10 protein-coding genes, 2 tRNA genes and 1 pseudogene are annotated in these 17,111 nt (G+C 71.6%); 5 read left to right on the forward strand and 8 right to left on the reverse strand.

Annotated elements, in window-relative coordinates:
• Positions 1 to 119: 119 nt before the first annotated feature.
• Positions 120 to 341 (reverse strand): annotated as a pseudogene (locus ACQPZ4_RS49335) (carboxymuconolactone decarboxylase family protein); the annotation flags it as partial.
• Between the two features lie 92 nt (positions 342 to 433).
• On the opposite strand from ACQPZ4_RS49335, the gene ACQPZ4_RS49340 reads away from it, so the two are divergent.
• Positions 434 to 1,294: a sigma-70 family RNA polymerase sigma factor gene (locus ACQPZ4_RS49340; RefSeq protein WP_433053175.1), complete on the forward strand. Its 861-nt coding sequence runs from the start codon at positions 434 to 436 to the stop codon at positions 1,292 to 1,294.
• A 27-nt stretch (positions 1,295 to 1,321) separates the two neighbouring features.
• On the forward strand, positions 1,322 to 3,259 hold the full coding sequence (locus tag ACQPZ4_RS49345) for an AbfB domain-containing protein (protein ID WP_433053178.1): 1,938 nt from the start codon (positions 1,322 to 1,324) through the stop codon (positions 3,257 to 3,259).
• Between the two features lie 30 nt (positions 3,260 to 3,289).
• On the opposite strand, the gene ACQPZ4_RS49350 is transcribed toward ACQPZ4_RS49345, so the two are convergent.
• The 3 genes from ACQPZ4_RS49350 to ACQPZ4_RS49360 form a co-directional block, all read right to left on the reverse strand.
• Entirely contained in the window at positions 3,290 to 4,078 is a 789-nt protein-coding gene (locus ACQPZ4_RS49350; protein ID WP_433053181.1) for a methyltransferase domain-containing protein, read from the reverse strand.
• Positions 4,079 to 4,745: 667 nt separating this feature from the next.
• A complete protein-coding gene (locus tag ACQPZ4_RS49355) occupies positions 4,746 to 6,287 on the reverse strand; it encodes a methyl-accepting chemotaxis protein (RefSeq protein ID WP_433053184.1) in 1,542 nt (513 codons plus the stop codon).
• Between the two features lie 565 nt (positions 6,288 to 6,852).
• Complete coding sequence (locus ACQPZ4_RS49360; protein ID WP_433053187.1) at positions 6,853 to 7,614, reverse strand: SDR family NAD(P)-dependent oxidoreductase; 762 nt, start codon at positions 7,612 to 7,614, stop codon at positions 6,853 to 6,855.
• Positions 7,615 to 8,041: 427 nt separating this feature from the next.
• Here ACQPZ4_RS49360 and ACQPZ4_RS49365 point away from each other — a divergent pair, with 427 nt between their 5' ends.
• A complete protein-coding gene (locus ACQPZ4_RS49365; protein WP_433053190.1) occupies positions 8,042 to 8,941 on the forward strand; it encodes a LysR family transcriptional regulator in 900 nt (299 codons plus the stop codon).
• Positions 8,942 to 9,264: 323 nt separating this feature from the next.
• Here ACQPZ4_RS49365 and ACQPZ4_RS49370 read toward each other — a convergent pair whose 3' ends face one another.
• From ACQPZ4_RS49370 to ACQPZ4_RS49380, 3 genes are all read right to left on the reverse strand, one after another.
• A complete protein-coding gene (locus ACQPZ4_RS49370) occupies positions 9,265 to 10,572 on the reverse strand; it encodes a helix-turn-helix transcriptional regulator (RefSeq protein ID WP_433053193.1) in 1,308 nt (435 codons plus the stop codon).
• A 144-nt stretch (positions 10,573 to 10,716) separates the two neighbouring features.
• Positions 10,717 to 10,789 (reverse strand) — tRNA-Arg (locus tag ACQPZ4_RS49375).
• A gap of 42 nt (positions 10,790 to 10,831) precedes the next feature.
• A tRNA-Ser gene (locus ACQPZ4_RS49380) sits at positions 10,832 to 10,922 on the reverse strand.
• A 141-nt stretch (positions 10,923 to 11,063) separates the two neighbouring features.
• Here ACQPZ4_RS49380 and ACQPZ4_RS49385 point away from each other — a divergent pair.
• Entirely contained in the window at positions 11,064 to 12,662 is a 1,599-nt protein-coding gene (locus tag ACQPZ4_RS49385) for a hypothetical protein (RefSeq protein ID WP_433053196.1), read from the forward strand.
• Positions 12,663 to 13,071: 409 nt separating this feature from the next.
• Positions 13,072 to 14,175 (forward strand): mannosyltransferase family protein, encoded by a 1,104-nt coding sequence (locus ACQPZ4_RS49390; protein WP_433053199.1) that lies wholly within the window; start codon positions 13,072 to 13,074, stop codon positions 14,173 to 14,175.
• Here ACQPZ4_RS49390 and ACQPZ4_RS49395 read toward each other — a convergent pair.
• Complete coding sequence (locus tag ACQPZ4_RS49395; protein WP_433053203.1) at positions 14,165 to 17,110, reverse strand: S8 family serine peptidase; 2,946 nt, start codon at positions 17,108 to 17,110, stop codon at positions 14,165 to 14,167. The two genes, ACQPZ4_RS49390 and ACQPZ4_RS49395, sit on opposite strands and share 11 nt — an antisense overlap.
• Between the last annotated feature and the right edge of the window lies 1 nt (position 17,111).

Genomic DNA, 17,111 nt, shown 5'->3' on the forward strand with positions numbered 1-17,111 from the left:
GCCGCGTTCCAGATCTCGTCCGGCACCGCGTCGCCCTTGTCGGCCAGGCGGGTCGCGGACTCGGCGAGGGCGAGGGCGGCGCGCTCGGCGTCGGTGAAGTACGGCGTCTCCCGCCAGGCGGCGACGGCGAACAGGCGCTCGTCCGTCTCGCCGGCCTTGCGCATCGAGCGCGCACCGGAGTCGACGCACGCGCTGCAGCCGTTGATCTGGCTCGCGCGGAGGTGCACGAGCTCCAGGACGGTCTGCGGCACGCCCGCCGAGTGGGCCGCCTTGTACAGCAGGGCGACCGCCTTCGGCACGTCGGGCAGCAGGGCGGCGGGGTTGTCGATTCGAGCCTGCATGGTTCGTCTCCTGTCACATCGGAGCGGTTTGCTTCGTCACGGGTACGACGGAACGCTTCAAGGGCATGTGACAAAAGTGGCGTAGACCACAAATGGGGGATTTCGTGAGCGGCGACGAGTTGTTGACCGAACAGTTCGAGGCACAGCGGCCCCGGCTGCGCGCAGTGGCCCAGCGCATGCTCGGGTCGGCCAGCGAGGCCGAGGACGCGGTGCAGGAGGCCTGGCTGCGGCTCAACCGCTCCGACGCGGCGGAGGTGGACAACCTCGCGGGCTGGCTGACCACGGTGGTGGGGCGGATCTGCCTGGACATGCTGCGCACGCGCAGCAGCCGCCGCGAGGACCCGCTGCCGCCCGTCGAACCGGTCGGCGGCGCCGATCCCGAGCAGGAGGCGGTCCTGGCCGATTCGGTCGGGCTGGCGCTGCTCGTGGTGCTCGAGACGCTCAGCCCGACCGAGCGGCTGGCGTTCGTCCTGCACGACATGTTCGCGGTCTCGTTCGACGACATCGCGGTCGTGGTCGGCCGCACCCCGGCCGCCGCGCGCCAGCTGGCCAGCCGGGCCCGCCGCCGGGTGCAGGAGGGGCCGGTGCCGCACGACGACGCCCAGCGCCGCCGGGAGATCGTGGACGCGTTTCTGGCCGCGTCGCGGGGCGGTGACCTGGGTACCCTCCTGCGGCTGCTGGATCCGGACGTCGTCATGCGCGCGGATGAGACCGCGGCGCGCATGAGCGGCCACGGCGAGGTGCGCGGGGCCGAGGTGGTGGCCGGCTTCTTCAACGGCCGCGCCCAGGCCGCCCGGGTGGCCGACCTGGTCAGCGGGCCCGGCGCGCTGGTGGTGGTCGGCGGGCGTCCGCGCATCGCCATGACGTTCACCATCGTCGGCGGCCGGATCACCGCCATCGAGGCCATCGCCGACCCGGCCGACATCGCCGAGATTTCGAAAACCATGGATTGATCGAACGAACACCTTCAGCCTGCCAGAGTGAAGAGCATCCTTGCGGCGGCCGCCACCGTCGCAACCCTCCTCGTCGCGGGCGCCACCGCAGCCGTCGCCAAGCCGGTGGACGGCAACGCGGCCATGTATCCGCGCGCGATCCGGCTGGCGGACGGACGCGTGATCGCAGCCATGACCCAGTTCCCCGCCGGCGGACCCGTCGGCGGGATCTACGAGAGCACCAGCGATTCGAGTGGCTTCCAGCGCGTCGGTACCGTCAGCGACCCCGACGCCCGCGCCGGCCTCTGCTGCACCACCCTGTTCCAGCTGCCCCAACCGGTGGGCGGACTGAGCGCGGGCACGCTGCTGTGGGCCGGCGCCGTCGGCCAGGACGGCGGCAGCGGGCGGCGCATGACGATCCGCCTGTGGGCCAGCACGGACACCGGCCGCACCTGGCGCCTGCTCGCCACGATCGCGCGCAGTGAGAACTTCGGCGGTCTGTGGGAGCCGGAGTTGTACGTCGATGCGGCCGGGCGCCTCGTCGCCCTGTTCGCCGACGAGAGCCAGCCCGGACGGAGCCAGGTGCTCGTCCAATCGGTCTCGACCGACGGCGTGAACTGGTCGTCCCGCACCCCGATCGTGACCGGCCCGCAGCCCGGCAACCGCCCCGGCATGCCGGCCGTCGAGCGCCTCGCGGACGGCCGATGGCTGCTCGCTTATGAAGTGTGCGGTTTCGGCGGACAGTACGACTGCGCGGTCCGCTCACGCACCTCGGCCGACGGCACCACGTGGGGCGACCCGGCCCGGCTCGACCCGCTGGTGACGGCGGGCGACGGGCGGTACCTCACCGCGACCCCGACGCTCGCGACGACCGCAACCGGACGCGTGCTGTTGATCGCTCAGCGGGTGCGCAACGCCGACGGCACCGACTCGGCGGTGAACGGCCGCGCCATGTTCACTTCTGTCGACAATGGACGGAGCTGGTACGCGACCGCCACCCCCGTCGCGGTCCCGGGCGCCCGCTCCGAGGTCTGCCCGAACTACAGCCCGGTGCTCGTGCCGACCGTCGACGGCACCGGCGTGCTCGAAGTGAGCACGGACGACACCGGTTCCGGCTGCCGCGCGAACTGGGACGCCGGCCTCCTGCCGCCCACGACCACGCGGGCCGGCCGGTTCGCCAACGGCAGCGCCTGCGTGGACGTCGCGGCCGGTGGAAACGCCAACGCCGCAGCGGTACAGGCCTGGCAGTGCAACGACGCGCCCGTACAACGGTGGACCCTGCGCCCCGACGGCTCCATCGAGGCGCGCGGCCGCTGCCTGGACGTGCCGGGCGCGGCGACGGCGAACGGCACCCCGCTGCAGATCTGGGACTGCAACGGCGGGCCGGCTCAGCAGTGGCTGCGCCGTACCGACGGATCGCTGCTCAATCCGAACTCCGGACGGTGCTTGGATGCGCCCGGTGGAAACACCGCGAACGGGACCCGCCTGCAGCTGTGGGACTGCAACGGCCTGGCCCCGCAGCGGTTCGCGTTCGCCGCGGCGGTCGACCACCCGGCGGAGCTCGCGACCGGTCGCACGGTGACGCTGCGGGCCACGACGCCGGGCTTCACCGACCGGTACCTGCATGGGCAAACCGGCCCGCTCGCCCTCGCCCCGGGCAACGGCGGCGACGCGGCGTTCACCGTACGGCCGGGCCTGGCCGATGCGAACTGCGTGTCGCTGCAATCCGTGAGCACAGGGGGGTACATCCGGCATCGGAACTTCGCACTTCGCGTCGATCCGTCGGACGGTTCTGCGCTGTTCCGCGCGGATGCGACGTTCTGCCCGGAGACCGCGGCCGGCGGGGTGCGCCTGCGGTCGCAGAACTTCCCGGATCGCTATGTGCGGCATTACAACTCGGCGGCCTACATCGCGGTGCCCTCGGGCGCTCAGGCGTTCGACGCACCCGCCAGCTTCGACGCGGACGCGGCCTGGGCTGTCGCTTGATGCGCTTCGGCTGTCGCTTGACGCGTTTAGCTATCGCTTGATGCCCCACGCCGAGATCATCGGCGAGGTGGCCACGTCCAGCTCACCCGCGTCGAGGTTGGCGAGATGCTCGTCGATCTCGGCGCGGGTCGCCAGCCCCGCGTCGAGCAGCCGCCCGCGAATCTGCTCGATCGTGGCCCTTTCGAGCCGCGCACACGCCGGCCCGGTGACCGGAAAGTACGCATCCGCCGCAACGTCACGCAGCCCGGCCCCGCGCAGGAGGCGGGGCAGCTTCCGCCCGTACGCGAGATCGACCCCCCGCTCCGCCATCAATGCGCGAAAGTCATGCTTGAGCTTGTTCGCCAACCGCTGCGCCGCCCCCGACTCGTCCGGACACGCGAGCGGCTGCAACGCCGGATCGGCCTCCTCAACGAGCAACACCCCGCCGGGCCGCAACGCCCCCACCATCGCCGCGAGCGCCGCCGCCCGGTTGTTCACATGCACAAGCAGAAGCCGCGCGTGTACCAGATGAAAGTCCCCACCCGGCGCCGCTTCCACCCCCACGTCGTGCCGGCGCACGTCGTACCCGGCGTCGGTGGGCAGCCAGGAAACGTCGAGGTCGGTGGCGAGCACATGCCCCTCCGGCCCGACGCGCGCGGCCAGCCACCCCGGCACCGACGGCCCGCCCGCCCCCACCTCCCAGCACCGCATCCCCGGCCCGATCCCGAGCGCCTCGAAATGCCGGAACGTGGACGGGTCGAACAACTCCGCCAGCGCGCCGAACCGGGCTCCGGCCTCGGGCTGAGCATTGTCGAGCAGATACGCGCGCTCACTTTCCATGCTTCTTTTGTACGCCGCTCCTCTGGCACCCCACGCAAGTGCACACAGCCCGCACCGCGCCACGCCCGTACACGCACCACACAACCCACCCGGCACGGCGTCGATGCACACAGCGCACAACCCACGCGACGCAGACGCACACAGCACCCACGACGCGGCGTCGGCGCACGCAACCCGCACGACGCGGATGCACACACCGCACAACCCACGCGACGCGGATGCGCACCGCGCACAACCCCACCCAACGCAGACGCACACAGCACCCACGACGCGGCGTCGGCGCGCGCAACCCACGCGACGCGGATGCACACACCGCACAACCCACGCGACGCGGATGCACACCGCACAACCCCACCCAGCGCAGACGCACACAGCACCCACGACGCGGCGCCAGCGCGCGCAACCCGCACGACGCGGATGCACACCGCGCACAACCCACCCGGCGCAGACGCACACAGCACCCACCACGCGGCGCCGGTGCACGCAACCCGCACGACGCGGATGCACACACCGCACAACCCACCCGGCGCAGACGCACACAGCACCCACCACGCGGCGCCGGTGCACGCAACCCGCACGACGCGGATGCACACACCGCACAACCCACGCGGCGCGGATGCACACAGCACCCACGACGCGGCGTCGGCGCGCGCGGCGCGGGTGGGGCCTAGACCCTGTAGGCGGCGACGGTCGCGCGCAGGTCGCTTGCCATGCGGGCCAGTTCGGCGGCGGTGGCCTGGGTCTCGGTGGCGCTGCTGGAGACGGTCGCGGCGCTGGCGGCGACGTGCGTGATGGTGCCGGCGATGCCTGACGAGCCGTCCGCAGCCTGGCCGACGCGGCGGGCGATCTCGGCGGTGACCGCGGTCTGCTCCTCGACCGCCGAGGCGATCGTGGCCGCGTAGTCGTTGATGGTGGCGATCACCGCCGCGATCTCGCCGATGGCCGTGATCGTGCCGCCGGTCTCGTGCTGCATGGCGCCGACCTGGGCCGCGATCTGCTCGGTGGCCGCCGCGGTCTGCCGGGCCAGGTCTTTGACCTCGCCGGCCACGATCGCGAAGCCCTTGCCCGCCTCGCCCGCGCGGGCCGCCTCGATGGTGGCGTTCAGAGCGAGCAGGTTGGTCTGCTCGGCGATCTGCGTGATCAGCGCTACGACGGTGGTGATCTGCTCGGACGCCGCGCCGAGGCGGGCCACGCCGGCGCTGGTCTGCTCGGCGTTGCCGGCCGCGCCCTGGGCCACGCCCGCCGCCTCGGCCGCGTTGCCGGCGATCTCGCGGATGGCCACGGTCATCTCGTCGGTGGCCGCGGCGACCGCCCGCACGTGGTGCGAGACGTCGTCGGCGCCGGTGGACACGTCGCCGACCTGGGCGGTGGTGCCCTCGGCGGCCCTGGCGAGCTGTTCGGATACGGCCGAGAGCTCCCCCGAGGCGCCGGCCACCTGGTCCGAGGCCTGGCCGATGCGGCGCACCATGGCGGCGACCGCCTCCGCCGTACCGTTCAGCGCCCCCGCCACCCGCCCGATCTCGTCCCGATGCTGCGGCGGCACCCGCGCGGTCAGATCCCCCGCCCCGATCCGGGCCAGCGCCGCGACACAGGCCCGCAGCGGCCGGGTGATCATGCGGCTGATGACCAGCGCGAGCGCCACGCCGATGATGAAGCTGACGCCGAGCATGATGGCGACGGTGTCCCAGGTCCGCTGGTACATGCGCTCGGCGGTGGCGTCCTCCGCGTCCGCCCGCGCCACGGTCGCCGATTCCAGGCTCGTCAGGGCGGCCCGCACCGGCGGCTCGAGCGTGGCGCGGGCGCGGCGGTCGTCGACGCTCAGGAGGTACAACTGCCAGGCCTTTTGAAACGCCTCGAGGGCAGCGCGCTGGGTGCTGTCGAGCCCGAGGCCCCGGCACGCCTGCACGGCGGCTGTGACCTGGGCTTCAAGCCCCGCGAGGGTCTTGGTCGCGGTGTCCCGCCCGGCGTCGTCGGTCGCGAGCACGAAGTCGTCCGCGGCGACGATGGCCTGCCCGGCGAGGTCGCGCAGGGAGCCGGTGGCCTGGAGCTGCCGGTTGTACCCGGCCATCGAGCCCACCTGCGCGTTGATCGACCCGAGACTCTCCAGCCCGACGATGCCGTCCCCGACGCTGAACAGCGCCACGACCAGGACCGCGAGCAGAATCTTCGTGCCGACCGACCGGTCCGCGACGATGCCAGACAGGCGCATCAGCACCGACCTTTCCTTTCGGAAGGACGCATAAGGGGCCTATCCGACAGTACGGTCAGTTCTCCCCCTGCGTGGCCGCTTCCCCGGTCGTCCGTTCCTGCCCCCGCGTCAGCCCTCCCGCCGCTTCAGCCCTCCCGGTGCGTCGCCTTGCCCTCGGGTCGTCCGGTTTGCGGCCGCGTCAGCCAGCCGCTCGAGCCTCCCCACGCGTCGCCTTCCCTTGGGTCGTCCGGTTTTGTGGCGCGTCAACCCGCCGCTCGAGCCCTCCTGGTGCGTCGCCCGCTTCAGCCTCCCGTCGCTCGAGCCCTCCCGGTGCGTCGCCCGCTTCAGGGTCGCCCGCTTCAGCGTCGCCCGCTTCAGCCTCCCGCCACTCCAGCCCTCCCGCAGCTTCAGCCCTCCCGGTGCGTCGCCTTGCCCTCGGGTCGCCCGGTTTGTGGCCGCGTCAGCCCGCCGCTCGAGCCTCCCCGCGCGTCGTCTTCCCTCGGGTCGTCCGGTTTGCGGCCGCGTCAGCTTCCGCCGTGTGGCCTGGTTCTCGTGGCGTTCGGTCTGTTGCGGTTTGTGGGTTGGGTCAGCCCAGTTGCTGCGTGGGCCGGATCAGCATCTCGTTGATCGCCATGTGTCGGGGCCGGGTCACGATGTACGCGATCGTGTCGGCGATGTCCGGTGCCTGCAGCCGCTCGACGTCCTCGAAGCGCTGCTGGATCGTCTCGCGGATCTCGGGCCGGTTGTGCCCCGCCAGCTCGGTCGCGACCGCACCCGGCTCGACCAGCGAGATGCGCACGTACCGCCCGGTGACCTCCTGGCGCAGTGCCTCGCTGAACGCCCCGACCCCGTGCTTGGTCGCGTTGTACACGCCGCTTCCACTCCGCGCGACCCGCCCCGCGACGGAGCTGATGTTGACCATGTCGGCCACCCGCCGTGGGTCCGACTCGGCGGCGGCGAGCAGGTGTGGGAGGGCGGCGTGGGCGCAGTACAGGAGGCCCATGACGTTGATGGAGACCATCCGTTCCCACTCCTCGACCGGCGCGCCGACCACCGGCCCGAGCAGCATCATCCCGGCGTTGTTCACGAGCGTGTCGAGCCGCCCGAGCTCCTCGACGGTCTTCTGCACCACGCCCTCGGCCTGCTCGCGGTCGGTGATGTCGGCCTCGATGACCAGCGCCTGACCTCCGCCGGCCTCGATCCGCTTGGCAAGTTCGTTGAGCCGGTCCCCGCGCCGCGCGGCCAGGGCTACGGCCGCACCCCGCTCGGCCAGCGCCTCGGCGGCGGCTTCCCCGATCCCACTGGACGCGCCGGTGATCAGCGCGACGGTTCCATCCAGAGTTCCCATGCTCCGTAGTTTCCCAGCTTTGGGATGCCCGCAACCCGGCCATCCACATGGCCGACCGCGCCGTCCGCCAACCCGGCCATCCAACGGCGGAAAACCGGTTCACGCCTGTGGAAAACCTTCGGCGCCCGCGACCGGGGCAATCGTGCGGCGCCGAGCCGGATCGCGCCCCGCCAGGACCGCTCAGGAGCGAGCGGCGGCACCTGCAGCGACCTCTCGGCGTCCGCGACCGGGGCAATCGCAGGACAGCGAACCGGATCACGCCCCGTCAGAACCTCACGGCGTCCGCAACCCGGGCAATTGCGCGGCGCCGAGCCGGATCGTGCCCCGACAGGACCATTCGGCGTCCGCGACCTGGGCAATTGCGCGGCGCCGAGCTGGTTCCCGCCCGGCTAGGATCTTGGGCGGAAGGCAGCAGGGCGGGGGCGCAGTGGAAATCCGGGACATCGAGATCTTCCTGACGCTGGCCGAGGAGCTGCACTTCGGGCGGACCGCGCAGCGGCTGCATGTGTCACCGGCCCGGGTCAGCCAGGCGATCAAGGCGCAGGAGCGCCGGATCGGCGGGGCGCTGTTCGAGCGGACGAGCCGGGCCGTGGCCCTCACCCCGCTGGGGCGGCAGTTGCGCACCGACCTGCAGGCGGGGTACGACGCGATCCGCGGTGGCCTCGACCGCGCGACCGAGACGGCGCGGGGCATCGCGGGGACGGTGCGGCTGGGTGTGATGGGCGCCGTCGGGTACGAGCTGCAGGACGTCATCGACCGGTTCACCAAGCGCTGGCCGGCCTGCGACGTGCTCCAGCGCGAAATTTACTTCAGCGATCCGTTCACCGACCTGCGCACCGGTGCGGTGGACCTGGCCCTGGTGTGGCGGCCGGTCCGCGAGCCCGACCTCGTCGAGGGGCCGGTCATGATGGTCGAGGGGTCCCTGCTGGCCGTGTGGGACACGCACGAGCTGGCCGGGCGCTCGTCGGTGTCGGTGGAGGACTTCGCCGACCGGCTGTTCGTCGACCCTGGGCCGCGGGCCCCCGGGTACTGGATGGACGCCATCCTGCCCCGCACCACCCCGGCCGGCCGTCCGGTACCGCGGGGTCCGCGGGCGGACACCTTCCACGAGCTGCTGCACGCGGTGTCCACGCGCCAGGCACTCGCCCCGGTGCATGAGCACTACCTGCGGTACTACGCCCACCCTGGCCTCACCCTGCTGCCGGTCCAAGACGCCCCGCCGGCGGAGTGGGTGCTGACCTGGATGGCGGGACCCCTCCCGGCGCGATCACGGGCCTTCGTCGAGGTCGCATCGGCCCGCGGCGCCCGCCGCCTCGGCGAGACCTGACCACCCCGATCGCAGCGTGCCGCGCGGTCGCAGCCGGCTGGTTTGGTGTTGCCGCTCGGTGCGCCGGCCGATCAGAGCCGGGTGACTTGCCCGATCGCAGCGTGGGGTCGCCGCGCCGAAGCGCCGCCCGATCGCGGTGCGCCGCCCGATCGCGGCCGGGCGCTTGGCGTGGGTGCGTGGGTGCGCGGGTGCGCGGGTGCGCGAGTGCGCGGCCCGATCGCGGCGCCGCTGGCTTCGTCGCGCCAGGCGGGGCGCTGGCCGGTCGCGGCTCGGTCACCAGCGGATGCGTCGTGCCGGACGCGGGTGCAACGCAACGCGGAGCGTTATGTCCGCAGGGTGTGGCTCGGCAGTACTCCGTACTGTGCGCGGTATGAGGCGGTGAACCGGTCCACGGATCCGAAGCCCCACCGGGCCGCGATGGCGGCAACGGTGTCGCCGGCCGTCGGGTCGCCCGTCTGCAGGTCGCGGTGGGCGGCGTCGAGTCGGGCGCGCCGCAGGTATCCCATCGGTGTGGTGGCGTAGTACCGGCGGAACGCGGCCTGCACGGATCGGCCGGTGACTCCGCCCGCGGCGGCGATGTCGGCCAGCGTGATCGGCTCGCCGATGTGTGCGTCGATGTAGGCGACCGCGCGGCGCAACGCAGCCGGCGGCACCGCCTTCGGCCCGGGCCGGTAGTGGCTGGTCATGCTGGTGTTCGGGAAGACGGTGAGTGCCGTTGCGGAGATCAGACCGGTCAACTGGCTGAGTAGCAGCGGGCTGTCCAGCCCGGGGCCGGGCATGGCCAGGCTCCGGTGCACGTACTCGGTCAGCACTCGCCACTGCCGCGCTGCGGTGTCGGACACGGCAGTGATGCCGTCGAACCGCAGTTCGCCTGCGCCGATGCCCAGATGCGCCTCGGCGAACCGTTCGAGCGTCGCGGTGGGGATGCTGATCGTGGCGATGTCGTAGGCGACGAACGACGTGTCGTTCGGTCTCGTGTTGCTGTACCGGATCACGTCGGTGCGGCGCAGCGCCACCGCTTCGTTGCCGGCGGACCAGTTGATCCGCCCGCCGATCAACACACCGGCCATGAACTCGTCGAAGGGCTCTGCGACCGCGCGGCACATGAGTTCGCCCCAGCCGAACCGGGCCGCGCGGAGTTCCCCGGCCTGGGCGGCGGTCAATGACAGCTGGACCGGCCGGCCCGCATGCTGGAACCGGAACGGGCGCTGCGGCTGGAATACCTGCTGCAGGATGCCGATGGCGGTGTCGGTCTCCCCGGCCGCCAGCGTCACCCGGTCTACCGTCACGTGCCCTCCGGTACCCCTGTCCCCGACGGCCAGCCATGCGAAAGCGAAGCCGTACCATCCGCGAACGAATCCTCCGCGAGCGGCGGCTTGACCGTATCGCCCGGGAGCACGCGTCATGCAAGGATGAGTGTCGTCCTGGACACCGCCACCGGCAACGTGGAGTCCATCGGCTCGCCGAACCTGCGGCTGGATTTCGCGGCCCGAGCGCGTGACCGGGCCGACCGGCACCGTGACTTCGCCGACGACGCGCTCAAGCGCGCCAGGCAGGCATCCCGTGAGGCCGAGGAAGCCGCCCTCCGGTGTGCTGCCGCCCGCCGCCGCTTGCGCGAGGTCTGCCGCCACGCCGACACGGCTCGATGGCCGGCATCCGCCCGGCCGGATCGCCCTGTTCCCCTGCGGTGACCAGGCCCAGCCATCATCCACAAAGGACAGAAACAGTCAGGGGTCTGAACCGCGTTGCCGCAGTTCAGACCCCTGACGATCTTGCGCGCCCGAAGGGACTCGAACCCCTAACCTTCTGATCCGTAGTCAGATGCTCTATCCGTTGAGCTACGGGCGCTCGGTGCTCGCCTAGTGTACACACCAGGTTTTTCGTCTTGCGCGGAGGCTCCGGGATTCGAACCCGGGATGGGCTTTAAGACCCAAACCGCATTAGCAGTGCGGCGCCATAGACCGAACTAGGCGAAGCCTCCAGCCGTCCCCGTCACCGGAGACCGCCGTCCGAGGATACAGGCAGCCCTCAGCACCCGGCAAAGCGGGTACACCTTCCGCGTCCTCTGGTCCCATCATCGCAGAACGGGTGCTCAGGGCGCTTGGCCATTACGCTCGTGCAGATGGGAGAGGACGCAACTCCGCCGCGGCGTCGTCAGGAAGCGCAGACGCAGGAATCGGACCCGGGCCCGCGTAAGGCTGCGGCCCTGGGCGATACATCGCTGCGATTTGAACCTCCGCCGCGCGATCCGACGGATGAGGATGCGCCCAAGGCTCCCCCGCGGCCGCGTACGCCGGCTGCCACGACACCGTTCGCGCCCGCTGCGCCTACGGTTGCCTCGACGCCCTTCCGGGTGACTCCGCCCCGGCAGGCCACCTCCGAGTCCACCCCGAACCCCCCGCGGGCCGCAACCACCGAGCCGGCGAGCACGCCTGAGCGGCCGGCCGCGGCGAAGAAGGCCGCGCCCCCCGCCGCCGAGCCGACGCCGGTTGCCGCCAAGAAGGCCGCGCCCGTGAAGAAGGCGGCGGCGAAGAAGGCGACCCCGGCGAAGAAGGCGGCCGAAGCGGCACCGGCAATCAAGAGCGCGCCACCCGCAGCGGAACCGCCCACCGCACCGGAACCGCCCGCCGCCATGCAAGAGGCCACCCCGGCGAACAAGGCCGCTCCGGTCAAGAAAGCCACCCCAATCAAGAAGGCGGCCGCGGTCACAAAGACCAAGAAGGCCGCGCCGACCAAGGAGACCGTCGAGGAGGTCCCACCCGCAGCCGAGGCCACCCCGCCGGCCAAGAAGGCGGCCAAAGCGACGAAAGCCGCACAGCCCGCCGAACCGGTCAAGAAGGCGGTGGCCAAGAAGGCTCCCGCGAAAAAAGCCGCAGTGACAAAGGCCACGTCCGCGATGAGCTCCGAGCCGATCGTCGAGCAGCCACAGACGGTGATCCCCGCACCACGAAACGCCCCGGCTGCCACCGCACCCGAACCGCAGCCCGTCATCGCCGCCGCGGGAACGAAGCCCGAGGCAGCACAGATCCAGCCGAAGCCTGAAGTGGCCGCGGTTGAGGACGAACAAGCCCCGGCCCCCACGCCCGCTGTGTCGATCGCTGCGAAGAGCGACGAAGCGACCGGCGGCATCAATCCCGCGTACCTGCCCGAGTCGTTGGCCATCGCGGCCGTCGAGCGGCTCGGGGCCGGCGCGAAGCGGCGCGTGGACTGGTACAAGGTGACCTATCCCGACGCCGACGGCGATGCGCTCTCGCGGGCCATCACGCGCGAGTTCGTCCGGCGGGCGCGGCGGCAAGGGTTCGCCGCCGGGCTGGTCGGGCCCACCGGGCTGGTCGTCGAGGCCGCCGGGGTCGCGTGGCTGCAGGCCAAGCTGGTGCTGCACCTGGCCGCCGCGTACGGGCACGACCCCGAGGACCGCCGCCGCGCCGCCGAGCTGCTCGTGCTGCAGCGGGTGCACGGATCCGTGGAGACCGCCGAAGCTGCGGTCATGGCGGCCGAGCGGACGGCCGGGCGGCGGGCCAGCCGGCGGGTCGGGGCCGATCGGGTCAGCGCTCCGCTCGCGCGGATGGTCGGAGCTGGGCTTCTCCGGGCTGCCGCCACGCGGATCGCGCGGCGGTTCGTGCCCGGGGCCGGGCTCGTCGTGGGCTCCGTCACGGCCGCGCGCAGCACCGAGCGTTTGGCGGCCCGCGCGGTGCGGTACTACCGCGGTTTCCGTGGTTGAAAAAGCCGAAGGACCCTCGCACAACTGTGAACCCCGGCCGGCGCGGGCGGGGTAGAACTGGGTGTACGGGGAGTGAGGAGAGCCGTCGTTGTGGGCTGGAATACCTTCGTGGACAGCAACCGGAAACGCACCGGCAACGTCGAAGTCACTGTGGAAGCCAATGACTCGACTCGGCAATGTGAACTGGGCTTATGTATAGTCTCGCCCTGTGTCGCTCCCCTCTGGCGCTATTGAAACTGACGCTGCCGACGTGAACGATATCGACCTCGATGACTTGCACAGTGAGCGAGAACCGGGTAAGCCGGTGACTCCCGCCACAGTTTCAGAGATCGAAAAAACCCAAGCCGAGCCAAACATCAAAAGAGCATGGCTCCAGCCGTGGCTGCGGTCGCTCAAGGTCGCCGCGGGCGTGTGGGCCGCCGCCGGGGCCGCGTACGTGTTTGTGACGTTCTACGCGTGGCGGTTCATGCCCGACCGCATCCCGCCGGTCCACGACCTGATGGGCACCTGGTACAAGTTCGACACCATCTTCTACGTCCGCATCGCCGAGGACGGGTACCTCTGGAGCAAGTTCGCGCCGGCGTTCTACCCGCTGTACCCGGGCCTGATCAAGCTGGTCAACCCGATCCTCCCCGGCGGCGGGCTGCCCGCGGCGCTGGCGATCAGCGTCTTCTTCGGGCTCGTGGCGCTGGTCCTGCTGCACCGGCTCACGGACGAGGAGTTCGGCGACAAGGTCGCCGGCCGCACGACGTTCTACATGGCCGCCTTCCCGGCCGGGTTCTTCCTGCTCGCGGCCTACAACGAGTCGCTGTACATCACGCTCGTCATCGCCGCCCTCTACGCCGCCCGCAAGGGGAACTTCTGGTGGGCCAGCGTGTTCGCCGCGCTCGCGGGGTCGACGCGGCTGTTCGGGCTGCTGCTGGCCGCGCCGCTGATCTACGAGTACCTGCGCCAGCGCGGGTGGAGCCTGCGCAAGGTCCGCTGGGACGCGCTCGGGTTCCTGCTGATCCCCAGCGGCGTCGTGGCGTTCGCGATCTTCCTGCACCACACGACCGGTGACTGGCTCGCGTTCAGCCATGCGCAGGACGGGTGGCACCGGCAGTACGGGTGGCCCGGTCAGCCGATCTGGAAGACCATCAAGCTGCTCAACGACAAGCCGTTCCTGCAGGACTGGCGCCTGTTGCAGGTGTTCAACCTGGTCTCGGTACTGGGCGCGATCGGTCTGCTGCTGCTCGCCCTGCGCCGGCGCAGCAAGTTCAGCTTCCGCTCCGACCAGTTCTACCTGCTGATCTACGCGGCGCTGCCCATCTTCCTGTTCATCTGCACCGAGACGGCGTTCCCGAACTACCTGATGTCGGCCCCGCGGATCGCGCTCGAGTGGTTCCCGGCCTTCATCGTCCTGGGCATGCTGGGCGCCAGCCGGACGTTCGAGCGCTTCTACCTCTTCCTGGCGCTCGTCGCACAAGGCCTCTTCCTGGCGCCGATGTTGCTGCAACTGCAGTTCACGGCCTAGCCAGGGAAGACCCGAAAGGCCGAGGCGGCAACGGCAAGGAAGGCGGGGCGAGCGGAATCGTCGGCGGCCGCGGGCCGATCACCACGGTGGTCCAGGCCCGCGCCGCCGTACCGTCGCCGAACTCGATCATCCCGAGGTAGCGCTTGTCCGCCGCCAAACCCTGCCACGCCACGTCGAAGTGCAGCTTGTCGTTCGGCGCGACGGGCCGGGTCTTGGGCGAGACGGTCAGGTTCCCGGTGACCGGGGCGCCGACCACGAACAGGTGCGCCTTCGCCACCTGCTCGTTCAGCGTCGGCGGCAGCGCGAACTGCACGACGTACACCTGGAACGTCCCGGAACCCCCGGTCAGCGGCACCTCCTCGTCGGACGAGGTGCCGTCGCTGCGGCCGACCAGCTCGCCGTTCTGGTAGACGTACAGGTCCAGGTCCGTGCCGGGCGCGACGTCCGCGTCGTAGGTGGCCAGCCGGGCCAGCTTGGTCGCCGGCGGCAGCGTGAACTCGAAGCTGAAGATCGCCGGGGAGACGCCGGGAGCCGACGGCACGAACGCCGCGGTGCTGCCGATCAGCTTCTGGGCGTGCTCGGTGGAGGCGGCCAGGCCGTAGGGGTGAGCGGTGACGGTACCGCCGAAGCCTGAAACAAGGTCGATGCCCGCCTGACCGGACGTCCCGGTGCCGACGATCTCCCCCGGCCCGGTGAGGGCGACCGGGCGCACGGCGATCGGGCTGCGCACCGCGTGGCCGCGCAGGTCGGTCCAGGTCAGGGCGCCGAAGGCATACTCGCGGTACGCCGCGTCCGTCCGCTTGACCGTGACCGTGAACTTCGCCGAGCCCCCCGCGGGCACCGTGATCGTCGACGGCTCCACCGTGACCGTGGTGCCGGCCGGGGGCGTGACCGCCGCGACGTACACGCTGGGCAAATCGGTGACGTTGGTGACGGTCCGCGTGACGGTCTGCTCGCCCGGCAGCGAGCCGATGCCGATCGACGGATAGTTCAGGTCGCTCGGGTCCGCCGTGCCGACGGTCGGGCACCAGTCGCTCGCGAGCTGCAGTTGGCCGATCCCGCAGGCGTACCGCGCCCAGTCCTGCGCCCCCGCGTCGTACACGAGCCCGGGGTCGAAGGCGCGGGCCGGGCGGACCTGGCCGGAGCCGTCGTCGAACGGGCTGGCCGGGCGGCTGCCGCGCTGGATGGCCGCGCCGGTGTTGTCGGCGTTGCCGGCCGTCGTCATCAGCGCCGACTTCAGCGCGGCGGGCGACCACTGCGGGTGCCGGGCCCGCAGCAGCGCGGCGATCCCGGCGATGTGCGGGCTGGACATCGACGTGCCGCTCTCGCCGTCCCACAGGTTGCCGTGGTGCCCGGCCGGCGACACGCCCGCCACGATGTCGACCCCGGGCGCGGTGAGGTCGGGCTTGATCAGGTCCCCGTCGCCGGCGTCGGCCGGGCCGGGCGAGGAGAAGGCGGCCATGGCCGGGGCGCGGGCCACGGTGATCGTGGTCGCCGACAGCGAGGCACGGGCATCAAGGCTTCTCGTGTACTCCTTGATCTCCGCCCCCGCCTTCTCGTCCACGTGCACCGTCGGAATGACGTGGTAGTCGGCGTTCAGCGAGTTCTCGCTCGGGTTGTAGAGCACCATCCCGACCCCGCCGGCGTCACGCACCGCGATGCTCTTGTCGGTCCGCGGGTTCACGCCCCGCTTGCACAGCACGATCTTGCCCTTGACCTTGGCGGGGTCCAGGGCGCCCGGATAGCACAGCTCAACCCGGTCGGGCTCGGCTCCCGCCAGCCCCGCGGCCACCGAGTCGACCAGCGGCGCGGCCGGCACCGCGTCGCCCTGGCCGACCCCCTGGTACGTCTTGCCGTTGCCGAGCGTCACCGACTTGACGGAGCCGCGGTCGTGCGAGCTCGCCGCCACCGTGGTGATCCACGGGGCGTTGTGGCTGACCGTGGACGCGTCGGGCCCGTCGTTGCCGGCCGAGGCGGCGACGAACACGCCGGCCGCCGCGGCGTTGTAGAAGGCGAGGCTGATCGGGTCGACGACCAGGCCGCTGGAGCCGGAGACGGAGTAGTTGATCACGTCGGCCCCGTCGGCGACCGCGTCGTCCACGGCGGCCAGCAGGTCGACGGTCGCGCCCGAGCCCTCCCCGTCCTCCTGGCGCCACAGCGCCTTGTAGACCGCGATCCGGGCCGCCGGGGCCATCCCCGAGACGTTCCCGACGGGCTTGCCGTTGATCGTCGCCAGCACGTTGAAGTCGCCGGCGGCGGTGGTGGCGGTGTGGGTACCGTGGCCGTCGTAATCCCGCGGCGACTGGAACTCGCCGGTCCAGTCCCCGAAGCCGACGCTGTTGTAGAACCGCGCCCCGATCACCTTGTTGTTGCAGGTGATCGTCTGCTGCGGGGTGCCGGTGCCCGCGGCGCACGTGCCCTTCCACTTGCCGGCGATGGCGGCCTGGTCGGGGCGCGGCTCGGGCAGCGCGGCGAGGCTGGGGTTCTCGGGCCAGAAGCCGGTGTCGATGTCGGCGATGATCATGCCCTCGCCGGCGTGGGCGGGGTCGCCGAACTGGCTCGCCCAGACGCCGTCCGGCCCGGAAAGGCCGAGGAAAGCGGGTGTACTGATCGTCTGCACCGTGCGCGTCTCGTTCTTCCAGATCCGCTGCACCCCGGGCGTGCGCTGCACCTTCTCGCGCTGCGCGGGCGTCAGGGCGGCGGCGAACCCGTTGAAGGCGGTCTCGTAGTCGTAGATCGTCCGGCCGATCCCGGCTCTGCGCAGCACCGCCTGCCGGTTCGCGCGCACGCCGGCGCGGGCGGCCTCCGTGCGCAGCGCCGGGTCGCCGGCCAGCTGCACGATGTAGATCGCCGTCTCCGCCTTGGCGGACGCGGGAGTCGGCACGAGGAACGCGCCGCTGAGAACGAGGGTGACTGCGAGAATGATCCGGCCCACG

The sequence above is a fragment of the Dactylosporangium sp. CS-033363 genome (assembly GCF_050942475.1).
GTDB lineage: Bacteria > Actinomycetota > Actinomycetes > Mycobacteriales > Micromonosporaceae > Dactylosporangium.